Annotated in this window: 7 protein-coding genes; 3 read left to right on the forward strand and 4 right to left on the reverse strand. The window is 49.2% G+C overall.

Going from position 1 to position 11,910, the window contains the following annotated elements:
• Window positions 1-53: 53 nt before the first annotated feature.
• From ACXAGC_RS06150 to ACXAGC_RS06165, 4 genes are all read right to left on the reverse strand, one after another.
• On the reverse strand, window positions 54-1,865 hold the full coding sequence (locus ACXAGC_RS06150) for a sodium:solute symporter family protein (protein ID WP_474843316.1): 1,812 nt from the start codon (window positions 1,863-1,865) through the stop codon (window positions 54-56).
• Between the two features lie 110 nt (window positions 1,866-1,975).
• On the reverse strand, window positions 1,976-3,898 hold the full coding sequence (locus ACXAGC_RS06155; protein ID WP_474843318.1) for a sialate O-acetylesterase: 1,923 nt from the start codon (window positions 3,896-3,898) through the stop codon (window positions 1,976-1,978).
• A 45-nt stretch (window positions 3,899-3,943) separates the two neighbouring features.
• Window positions 3,944-4,933, reverse strand: coding sequence for a LacI family DNA-binding transcriptional regulator (locus ACXAGC_RS06160; RefSeq protein ID WP_474843320.1), 990 nt, complete (start codon window positions 4,931-4,933; stop codon window positions 3,944-3,946).
• Between the two features lie 130 nt (window positions 4,934-5,063).
• On the reverse strand, window positions 5,064-8,075 hold the full coding sequence (locus ACXAGC_RS06165) for a TonB-dependent receptor (RefSeq protein ID WP_474843322.1): 3,012 nt from the start codon (window positions 8,073-8,075) through the stop codon (window positions 5,064-5,066).
• A gap of 543 nt (window positions 8,076-8,618) precedes the next feature.
• Between ACXAGC_RS06165 and ACXAGC_RS06170 the strand changes: the two genes are divergently transcribed.
• Genes ACXAGC_RS06170 through ACXAGC_RS06180 form a run of 3 tightly spaced genes read left to right on the forward strand, consistent with a single transcriptional unit; the run spans window position 8,619 to window position 11,868 of the window.
• On the forward strand, window positions 8,619-9,203 hold the full coding sequence (locus tag ACXAGC_RS06170) for a gluconate 2-dehydrogenase subunit 3 family protein (protein ID WP_474843324.1): 585 nt from the start codon (window positions 8,619-8,621) through the stop codon (window positions 9,201-9,203).
• A gap of 14 nt (window positions 9,204-9,217) precedes the next feature.
• Complete coding sequence (locus ACXAGC_RS06175; protein ID WP_474843326.1) at window positions 9,218-10,945, forward strand: GMC oxidoreductase; 1,728 nt, start codon at window positions 9,218-9,220, stop codon at window positions 10,943-10,945.
• On the forward strand, window positions 10,942-11,868 hold the full coding sequence (locus ACXAGC_RS06180) for a sugar phosphate isomerase/epimerase family protein (RefSeq protein WP_474843328.1): 927 nt from the start codon (window positions 10,942-10,944) through the stop codon (window positions 11,866-11,868). Before ACXAGC_RS06175 ends, ACXAGC_RS06180 begins: the two co-directional genes overlap by 4 nt.
• Window positions 11,869-11,910 lie beyond the last annotated feature (42 nt).

Raw genomic sequence — 11,910 nt, forward strand, 5'->3', positions numbered from 1 at the left:
GTTACTATTCTGAACGCAGAGTAAACCGTGACTTTACCATATACAACCTCTTGTCACTCCGCCGTGCGCTTCAGCGGTTCCCACCAGAATATTTTTAGCCACGCAGTGCACAGAGCTATCACAGACAGGCTGATAGCAAAAGGCTCCCACGCTTTAATGACCATAAAGATTGGTGCTGCGGTTAATGATGTATGCCAGATAACACCCACCACCACATTAGCGGCATCTTTTTTAAACTGGTTGTTCGCAGTTATTGCGACGCCATCTTCCTGCAGCGCCCGCACGACTGGTTGCCACCAGCCCCAGGGACGGGTTTTCTGATAGAACGCCTTCAGCACCCCCATATCATCCGGTCGGGTGAGCAGGCTGACGCCAATGCACACCAGCAAGCAGAAACCGAATAAAAACGGGAACGCATACAACGGCTGAATGTCCGTGAACATAAGAAAGACCGACAGAATGATTCCCGCCGTCATGCCGCAAAAGAATGCCATGCCGTTGAAACGCCACCAGTACCACTTCAGCACGTTCGCTGCCGTGTAACCACCGTATAACGCAGACACCAGCCACATCACCATACTGTTCAGTGACGGTACAAACAACCCGAGTAACGAACCACAGACGATGAAAAGAACAGACACCAGATAGCTGAGTTTCAGCGCCTTTCTTTCCGGTATCTCAGGATTGATGTAGCGTTTATAAATATCGTTGACCACATAGGCCGGTGCGGCGTTTGAGGTAGCGGCAAAGGTAGACATGAAAGTCGCCAGCAGCCCTGCAATGATAAGCCCCAGCAGACCTGACGGAATAAAATTGGCCAGGGTCAGCGGTAATATTTGCTCGAAATCTGCAGCGCTGTTCATTTGATTTAAAGCCGGCGTGAGATAAACCAGCGCCAGTACGGTGAGGCCGGTGACCATCATGTAGCGGGGAAATAACAGTACAATACTGACAAAACCGCTCATTTTAGCCGCCTCTGACGGTGTGCGCGCAGCAAGAATACGCTGCATATCAAAGTTAGGCGCAGGCCCGGCCAGGCTTTGCAAAATGCCTTTGAAAAGTCCCAGCATGATGAAAAGCGAAAACAGCGAATAGCCGTCACCGGCAATCCGTTCATTAGCCTCAGGCAACAACGCTTGCCAGTCCAAATCCAGTTGCCAGCCGAACGACAGTGATGTCCATCCCTCAGGCACCACTGCAGCCAGCATGCCAGGAGAAACCTGCATCATTGCAATCACACCGATGGCAATGCAGGCCGCTGTCATAACTAAAAACTGTAACACCTCTGTGTAGACCACACTTACCATGCCACCACGTACAACATAAAGCGCAGTAAACCCGGTGATCAGAGCGCCGTAAAGCACTTCGTTAAGCCTGACATCTGTACTTAACTGCCAGGGCAGGAAGGCCGCAGCGAACTTGCCGATGCCGGTGAATCCGTAAGCGAGAAGCCCCAGCACACTGATCAACGCAAATACAACCACAATGATATGGCTCAGCGTGGCCCCCCGCCCTTCGCCAAACCGGAACCGTATCCATTCTGCCCCCGTCATCACACCCGACCTGCGCAGCCAGACGGAAAGGAAAATCATAAGAAAAATTTGGTTAAAGCTGGGCCAGAGCCAGGGAATGAATACGCTTTTCAAACCATAGATAAAAAGCAGGTACACCATCCACATGGTGCCACTGATATCGAACATGCCTGAGGCATTGGACAGCCCGAGCAACGGCCAGGGGATTTTATTCTGGCCGAGAAAATAATCTGTTGTGTTTTTTTTGTTAAATCTGGCTATTCCCATTCCAAGCAGAATGACAACACAGAGATAGCCAGCAATGACGAGAACGTCAAAAGACGACAACTTCATAGCATGTTCCATTAAGGCCGGTGAGGCTCAGTCACCATTTTACCTTTTTGAAACCGGTTGTCGTCAATAAACAATGTATTAACGAATGTAACCCGTCAAACGGTGTGACGCTACTGCCCTGCGGTTACCGATGAAGCGGTCCAGTTGTCCGTTCTGAAGGGTACTGCGGGTAAGCCTTCCCCGTTCACCAGATTCACGACCGGATAATCAGCCCAGGCATAGCGCACGGCAACAGGTTTCTTCACATTCGCATTAGTTAATATAATCTTCTCACCGTCCAGTTCCGCGTCAGCAAGAAAGAACCGCTTATCTTCACCGGCGATAATAAAGCCTGCAGGTGCGTTACCTTCTGTTGTTGTCAGGCCCTCAGCATTACTGAAACGTAACGTCACTTTATCGCCTTTAATATCCATACCTGAAAAGTCCGGCCCTGACGTTACGATATCCTGATGGCCGTACGCCTGCCGGGCCGCCTGACGCCATAACCTCTCGCCCACAGGCCGCTTGTTTTTAGGATGAATGTCGTCCGGATTACCCACATCAATGGACACAGCCATGCCAGTATCCGGCAGAGATAACGTCTCTTTTTGTGCATCCCGCAGGTAAGCCCATGCACTGTCGGGCTGTAAGGCCTGTGGTTTCAAAAATGCTGAAAGCTGCACAAACAGGAATGGCAATGTGCCGTCATCCGCCTTTTTGCGCCATGTCCTGATCAGTGTTTTAAATAAGTCTGCGTAGTATTCCTGACGATCGACATTGCTTTCGCCCTGATACCAGATAACGCCTTTTACCCGGTAAGGTAGCAAGGGATTTATCATCGCGTTATACAAAAAACCGGGAGTGAAGGTGTAGTTTTCAACCTCAGGAACAGGGGGCTCAATGGTATTAGTGCCCCGCCATTGTCCGGATATATCAACTTTCTCAGAGCCGACTTCGCGCCAGATTTGTGCCGGCCGGCCCACATAGGCTTTGTTGTCCCAGTCGTTCGTCACCCGGATAGCGAATACGTTTTTTCCCCGCCGCAGCCACTTTTCTGGCAGGTGATGCAGTGAATCACCATTGCGCCAGTCTTCTTTCGCAATCACGTGACCGTTAATAAACACAAAAGCGTTCTGAACAATGTCACCCACATTAATCGTGACAGATTTCGACATATCATCATCTGTAAGCGTGAAGGTATGCCGCAACCAGGTAAATTCAGTAAACGGTGTACTGTTCGGCAGGGTGACTTCAGGCCATTGACTGTCATCATAATCAACCTCAGCCGCACCGGTAGCCAATGCTACGGCTTCACTGTCGATGCGGCGCCACTTTTCGGTATTTCGCGTGTCGTTGTCACGCAGCGTTTTTGCCCAGTCAGGGTTGCGCTTTACTGCTTCAGCCTGTTCCCGGTAGCCGGGCACAGTTTCAACCGTCGCCAAATCAATCCAGGCTTCTGCCGGTGTGCCGCCCCAGTTACTTTCAATAATGCCCACCATTACATCTTCTTCTGATGAGACTTTTTCAGCAAAAAACCAGGCCACGGCAGAGGATGCACCGGCGGTGCTGGCATTGGCGACCTGCCACTTGCTCTCAGGCAATGTGGTCTGCACTTCCGGCGACAGGGTATTTGGCACATCATAAAGGCGAATGCGTGCATTACCGGCTTCAGCCAGTGCTTTTTCATTACCTGTAACGTGGTCTTTTAAATCCCATTCCATGTTGGATTGCCCGGCGGCAATCCACACATCGCCGTACCACACATCATCAAATGACGAGGTATTATCGCCCTGCACAGAAAGGGTATAGGGGCCGCCTTTTGCTTGTGCCGGTAACGAAACGGTCCAGTTCCCGGAAGCAGTTACCGTTGTGGTTTGTTCCACGTTATTTATCACAACACGGACAGTTTCGCCGGGCGCACCTGTGCCCCACAGATTGACCGGTTTGTCACGCTGTAACACCATGTGATCAGTAAATAACGTCGCTATTTCTGCTGCGGATGCGTGCACTGACATGACAATGGACAGTGTCATGCACAAAAGGCTTTTTTTCATTTTAATTTCCTGAGGTAAACCGGCGTGCACGCAGCAAGAAGAGTGCTATTTAACAGCCCGCGTGCTTTCCCGGATAATGATTTCAAACGGTAAAATGTATTCGGTAAGTTTCGGCTGTTCACCTTCAATTATGCGGAACAGCAATTCGGCAGCTTCTTCCCCCATTCTCACAGCAGGCTGCCTGATGGTGGTCAATGGAGGATCGCAGTAATTGGCCATATCCAGATCGTCAAATCCGGTGACAGAAATGTCATCGGGTACTTTCAGACCTTTCTCTTTTAAGCCTTTGAGTGCTCCGATTGCCATTTCATCGTTGGCACAGAAAAGCGCCGTAGGCCGCTCGTCCATGTTGACGAAATGCTTCACTGCATTAAATCCGGACCAGAACGAAAAGTCGCCTTCAACCACCAGCTCTTCATCAAAGGCAATGCCCGCATTTTCCAGCGCCTGTTTATAGCCATCCTGCCTGGCCATGGAGTGAAGGTTGTCTTTCAGGCCGGAAATCATACCGATGCGGCGGTGGCCCTGACTGATCAGATACGTCACCATTTTGGCAGCGGCTTCTTCATTGTCGATGCGAACAGAATAGTAAGGGGTACCGGCACAGCCAGCCGCATTCACGGCTTTTACATCTTTAATAGGCAAAACAGCTTTGTCATTGTGGGGAGTCAGCTGAATTAATCCGTCCGCCTGACGGGTTTCCACCAGTTGAATAAATTCCTGCTCCCGGCTGGCACTGTCACGGGTATCACCGAGCAACACATTAAAACCATGCTTTGCAGCCGTATCTTCAACGCCACTGATTAACTGCGCGAAGAACAGATTAGCGATATTAGGTACCAGCACTACAATGGTGTTAGTGCGCTGTAAGCGAAATTTTTGAGAGGTGAGATTTGGCCGGTACTGCAATTTCTCTATCGCCTGATTCACACGGCGGAGACTTTGCTTTGAGACCATTTCAGGGTTACTGATAGCTCTTGAAACGGTGGCTATTGATAAGCCTGACTCTCTGGAAACATCACGGATAGTGGCCATAGTCGATACTTTCTACGCTGGAATGGTAAGGGAATTCAACAAACTCCCTTCACGCTTTTTTAATAATTCATGCAGTGTAAAACATCGGGGGTACTATTCGTACCCCCGCTTCACGACTTTCTGCTTAAGCTCAGAACTTCGCTCTTACGCCCACGATGTAGCGGGTTTCATAGTAGTTCTGGAAGGCGTACTGATCTTCCCATTGCAGGTAATAATCTTCGTACTCGCCAGTGATGTTCGAGCCCTGCGCATAGACAGAGAAGTTCTCATCAATGTCGTAGCTGGCAGAAATGTCCACATAAGATGTCGGGGCCTGATAAAGGTTCAAAGCTCCCCAACCACCCTGACCGGCTAAGCGTTCGCTGCGGTAGTTGTAAGCAATACGTGCTTCAAAACGGTCGCCCTGATACCAGCCGATAACGTTAAACTGACGCTCAGAGTTGTCGTTAAACATATTCTCTTCGCCGTAAATGTCAGTACCGGAACCTTCACTGGGTGAATAAGTGAAGTTAGTATCCATACCGAAGCTGGCTAACAGAGACTCACCTTCGATGAAGTCACTGAACGCGATTTTCGCACCGATTTCAAAACCTTCCAGCGTACCACCGTCACCCTGAACCAGCGTAGTGATTGGTACGCTGCGACGTACTATTCCGTCGGCATCCGGCATTTCCATGTCTACCGTCTGGTTCACAGTGAAACTGTCAATTTCAACACGGAATAGTGCAGCAGATACCATACTGGCCTGACCGGGATACCATTCTAACGACACGTCGTAGTTAGTCGAGCGCCATGGATCAAGCTGCGGATTACCCGCCAGGCTACCACCGGTCACAATGAACTGACCTTGTGTCGGGCTGCCTTCTACTGAATCTAACGCATTGCTTAACGTTAAACCTTCACCGTACTGATTCAGGTTAAGCGGTGTCATGTTTTCTGAATAAGCAAAACGTGCAATTACATTGTCCGTGATGCTGTAAGACAGGTTCAGAGTTGGTAACACATCAGTATAGTCACGGCTTGAAACCACATCGCCGGTATCAATAGCGGTACCACTGTAAGGCAGGTTATCACCGGCAATGTTCTGCTTCACAGTAAGGTCAGTTTCGATAACACGAATACCCACGTTACCGGTCAGCAAGCCGTCCATGCCTTCGAAGTTTGCCTGCAGGAAGTAGCTTAGCTCAGCCACATCAGCGCTGAAGCTGGAACCGGGAACGATTTGTTTTACCGATTCACCGAAAACGCGGTTATGGAAGGCTTCAGGATCATCGTAATCTGCAGGATCAACCGCCCAGATTGCAGGAATACCGGAAACAGGGCCGAAGTCTGTGACCTGTACCACGTTGTTGTACTGATCAAGAGGAATGCTTTCCAGAGCGGCATAAGGCATGAATTCGCCGTTTACCATCTCGCCGTCTGAACACGCTGGCGCATCAGCATTCAGCAATACGTCTGTCGCTTTCCACTGTGCCATACAGCCGGCGGTTTGTACCGGTGAAAACAGGTGATAACGCTCGTAGTCTGCGCTGCGTTTACCATAGCGGATACCGCCTTCGATGCTGGTCACGTAACCGCTGTCGAACAAATATTTGCCTTTCATGCTAAAGGCGTTGATGTCGCCTTCTGAGTTTTCATTGTTCTCAGAGCTGAAAGCGCCAATGTTGTAGCTGGACAAATTGCCCATGTAATCGGCAATAGTCGCACCGTCGCCCAGGCCGCCGGTCAGTGAACGGTCAAAGCCGCTCCACACAGGGTGCTCACCGGTAGTGTCATAAGTCAGATGCGGATTTTCGCTGTAGCCCATAGCATTAATAGCTTGCAGACAGCCGCCGTCATCGCCCACAACCACATCATCGGGTCCGCACTTGTCAGACGGAACCAGGTTAGTTGTACGACCCAGCGTGGTTGACCCGTTGGTCATATCGCCTTCGTTATAACCGTGACGGTGTTCCTGGGAGGCACGTCCGATAATTGCACGGAACTGACCACTGAATGCGCCGCCGTTATCGTAATCTAATTGCAGGTTAATGTTGGTAGAACTGTTGTTGTACACATCATTCTGAGTGAATGACTTCAGACGTGACGGATACAGCTCAGCCGTTTGCCAGGAATACATTTCGCCGCCATCAATCATTGCACCGGTGGCACGCTCCTGTGTTGGCGTAAACCAGCCGCGGGGGCCCCACTTGTTGGTCGCACTTAAACCGACTTTACGGTTGTATTCTTCCTGCTCGGTATAGAACACATCTGCGGTGAAAACAAAACCTTCACCCAAATCTACCTGCATGGATGTATTCAGACCCAGACGCTCACGTTCAGTGCCCTGATTCCAGGCAGAAAAACCTTGTGAACCTAAGATAACGCGGCCATCACGGCCGTCCACGCCAACTTCCGCAGCACTGGTGCGGTCGGTCCAGCCGGCATCGCCCGGGCTGCCGGTATTGATACCATTATACGAGTTAGCCAGATTCACATTGGCGTAGGTACCGGAGATCATGAAACCCACATCGCCGTTCTGCCAGTTATACAATGCAGATAAATTAGGATCGTTCTTTTTAGTTTCATCGCCACGTTGCATTTCTGCTGCACCGCTGAAGGTAGAGCCTTCTTCAAAATCAAACGGACGATAAGTTTTTAAGTTAACAGTACCGGTGATACCGGCATTGCCCAGATTGGCTGTGGCATTTTTAAATACATCAGCACCACGGAACAGAGGTGACGGGATATCGCTGAAGTTAGGTTGAGTGGATACAACAGAGTTTGCACCAAGATACTGTTCACCGTTCAGCTGAGTGACTACCTGAGGTAATCCCCGGATATTGAGTGAACCACCCTCACCCGCAGTACGGCGAATTTGCACACCGGAAATACGCTGCAAAGAGTCTGAAATTGTTACATCCGGCAGTTTACCGATATCTGTTGCAGCAATAGAGTCTACAACAGTGGCTGCCGTTCGTTTGTTGAAAATGGAAGCTTCCTGAGAGCCCCGGATACCGCTGACGTTAATCACTTCGATATCACTGTCATCAGGTACTTCTGTCTCTTGTGCGAAGGCTGTTACAGGTTGGATGGCCGCTAGTACGCACAATGCCAACACCGAACGTTTCACGCCATGTTTTCCGGCAAATGTCTCTTTCATCTCTGGTCCCTAATTGCGAAAAAATTTTCTTAAAAAGGGTGCAATTTCGTGTCCTCCCGATACCACACCCGTAATGTAACCGTTTTCAGGCAGAGGCAATCTATTACATTAAAACTTACTTTTCAATAACAGCAATTTTACAGCACAACCTAAATTGCAGGCAGTATACTCACGTAATTAACATAATTCAAAAAACCATATAATTCTTAAACTTAACCAAAATCAGTCTTATTAAAAAGGTGGTTTTTCATGCCTCCAAATGGCGGATTAAGCCTGATAAACTTCACGATGAATGGTTTTATTTTTCAGATGAAACCACGGAACGCTATTCAGTTTAAGAAACCGTTATCAGCAACAAAAACCGCACCAAAAACTAATAAACAGCTATTATTCAATAATTTAAAATTAAACCTAACAACAAAACACAGAAATCATTGAAACCGGTTACACAAATACGCTAAGGTACACCGCAAATTGTTAAATCAATTTACACAGCATCACAAAAATAAAACGTTCCGGATACCAGTTGGATTTTCAAGACCCATGATGAATCGAAGACAACTTCTTAAAACACTTACCGCTGTAGGGGGCATTGGCGCAGCATCCCTGCTAAGCGGCAATGCCATCGCTGCCGCTCAACACTTCAGAGGCGATGCCACTGCGGCTTTACCGGCAATATTGAGCGTCAATGCATTAGAAACCCTGCGCCGTATTTGCGCGCTGACTATTCCTCAAACCAGCACACCCGGTGCTGCTGAGGTCATGTGTCACCACTTTATCGATCATCAGTTAAGTGTGGTGTACGGCGAAGAGGAACAGCAGTCAGCTCTCGCACTGCTTGCCAGCATTGATAAGAACGCCACATCCTTTGGCGCTAAACAGTTTTCCCTCTTGAACGAAGCGTCCCAATTGCGCTTGTTAACTGCCCTGGAGAAAGCAGAAGCCCCCTTTTCTGCCGCTCAAAAGGGCACGTTCAAGTTTCTTAAAAGCCTGATCGTGTTTGGTTATTACACATCTCAGCCGGGCGCGACAAAAGAACTGACTTACCTGCCTGTACCCGGGGGTTTTAAAGGCTCAGTGCCTCTCGCCTCTGTGGGCAGCGCTTACAGCTCTAAAGCTTATTACTAGCCGGAAGTACCGAAATGAACAAAGAAATGTATATAGATGAATCTTCAGAAGTTTATGATGCCATCGTAATTGGTTCAGGCGTGACCGGAGGCTGGGCGGCGAAAGAGCTGACCGAAAAAGGCATGAAAACGCTTATGATAGAGCGTGGCCGTGTTGTTGAACACCGCAAAGACTATATCTCAGAAGCCGTACCGCCCTGGGAATATGCCAACCGTACCAAGGTGGCAAAAGAACTTACTGATGAGCAATACAAAATTCAAAAGCAGTGTTACGCCTTCCATGACGGGACAAAACACTTCTTTGGTAACGATAAAGATTATCCTTACAGTACAGAGGAAGGGACGGATTTCAGCTGGATCAGAGCGAATCAGCTGGGGGGTAAATCGTTACTCTGGCACCGTCAGTCATACCGTATGAGTGCCTTCGACTTTGAAGCAAATAAGAAAGATGGCCACGGCAATGACTGGCCCATCCGCTACAAGGATTTAGCGCCCTGGTATGAGTATGTAGAAAGGTTCGTGGGGATCAGCGGGGCTGCGGCCAACCTGCCACAATTGCCGGACAGCGTATTTTTACCGCCGTTTGAAATGACAAAACCCGAGCTGGATTTCACCGCAAAAATGGCGGAAGCGGAGCCGGATAAACCTGTCATCATCAGCCGTTGCGCCCATTTAACCAAGCCGAAGAAAATCCATCTGGAGATGGGCCGTGCACAGTGCATGGCCAGAAACGAATGTCAGAAAGGCTGCTCGCTGGGTGCTTACTTCTCAACACAAAGCGCTACCCTGCCCGCTGCAGCCAGAACAGGTAATCTGTACATTGCGCCAAACAGCGTGGTGGAAAGCCTCATCTATGATGAGAAAACTAATCGCGTGAAGGGTGTACGTGTTATCGACAACGATACCCTGAAACAGCGGGAATATTACGCCAAAGTGGTGTTCTTATGTGCTTCCACTCTGGGGACCACTCAGATCATGCTGAACAGCACATCTAAACAATTCCCCAACGGTATTGCTAACAGCTCCGGCGTACTTGGCCATTATCTGATGGACCACAATTACAATGCACTGGTGACCGCCAGCATTGACGGCTATGAGGAAGAATATTATTCCGGCCGAAGACCGGCATCGCTGTATATTCCTAACTTCCATTATGAACCCCGGCGCTACCACAAAGACTTCAAACGGGGTTATGCGTTAGCTGGCAGTGCATCACGGGCTGACTGGCAATCGATGGGCAGTATGGATGGCTTTGGGAAGTCCTTTAAATCACTGTTACACAATCCTGGCGGCTGGGGAATTGGCCTGCAGGCTCAGGGAGAAATGCTTCCCCGTCACGATAATCAGGTGGCGCTGCACAGTTCCAAAAAAGACAAATGGGGTATTCCCCAGTTAAATATTAACTGCAAGTGGTCAGATAACGAAAATGCCATGATGCAAAGTGCGCTGGAAGTGGCCTCTTCGATGATGGAAAAAGCCGGCTTCAATAATATTGAACAGCGTATTCTGGGTCAGGCGCCGGGCCTGGCTATTCACGAAGTGGGAACAGCCAGAATGGGCCGGGACCCGAAAGATTCTATTTTAAACGGCTATAACCAGGCTCATGACGTACCGAATTTATTTGTGACAGACGGTGCCAGTTTCTGTTCTACTGGCGTGGGAAATCCCTCGTTAACCTTTATGGCAATTACTGCCAGAGCAGTTGATTACGCAGTAAAAGAATTCAAATCAGGACGACTATGATGACTAAAACAATGAAGCGACTCTCTCCTGTCGCTCTGGCTATTGGCCTTGGCGCAACAGCATTGCTGGGTGGTTGCAGTGAACAACCCGCTCAGAACACGCAAACTGCATCTGAACCGGCTGCACAGGTAGCAGCCCCGGAGACAGAACAAGCTTTTGTTGCTCCGCAAATCAGCGTGCAACTGTGGTCGGTAAAAGACGCATTAAAAGACGACTTTAAAGGCACGCTGGAAAAGCTTGCAGCTCTTGGTTTTGACGGTGTTGAATTCGCAGGCGACTTCGGCCCCTACGCAGAAGATCCTGCCGGCTTAAAAGCGTATCTGTCTTCCATTGGTTTAACGGCCAGTGGTGCACACGTACAAACTCCGCAGTTAACGGATAACCTGGAAGACACCGTTGAGTTTTATCAGGCGCTGGGTATTGATGCTCTGATCATTCCCTGGGATGACCGCGCATTTAACGGTGATGATGTTAAAGCATTCGCTGCGGAACTTACTGATTTATCTGAAGCGCTGGCACCTTATGGCATGAAGGTTGGTTTTCATAACCATGCTCAGGAATGGGCTGATTACGGCGATACCAGCTATTTCGACTATATAGCCAGTCATACGCCTGAGTCAGTCATTTTGCAGCAGGATGTGGGCTGGACAGTACACGCTGACAAAGATCCCATTGCTTTCGTTCGTCGCTATCCCGGCAGAACATTAACCACTCACTTTAAATCCGATGTACTGGAAGACAGTGACTTGCTGCCCATTATCGGCAAAGACGACATAAGCTGGTCTGCGATTTACCGTGCAACAGTGTTAGATGGTGGTGCTGAATGGATTGTCATTGAACAGGAAGTCTATCCTGACGGACTTTCTCCTATGGACGCTGTAGCCGCCTCTAAAGCCGGCTTCGACGCCATCATTGCAGAGTAATTAAACGCTGATGCTGTATTCTCTGCACCTGTGCATTGCTGC

It is taken from the genome of Alteromonas sp. AWJ4_197 (assembly GCF_056160285.1).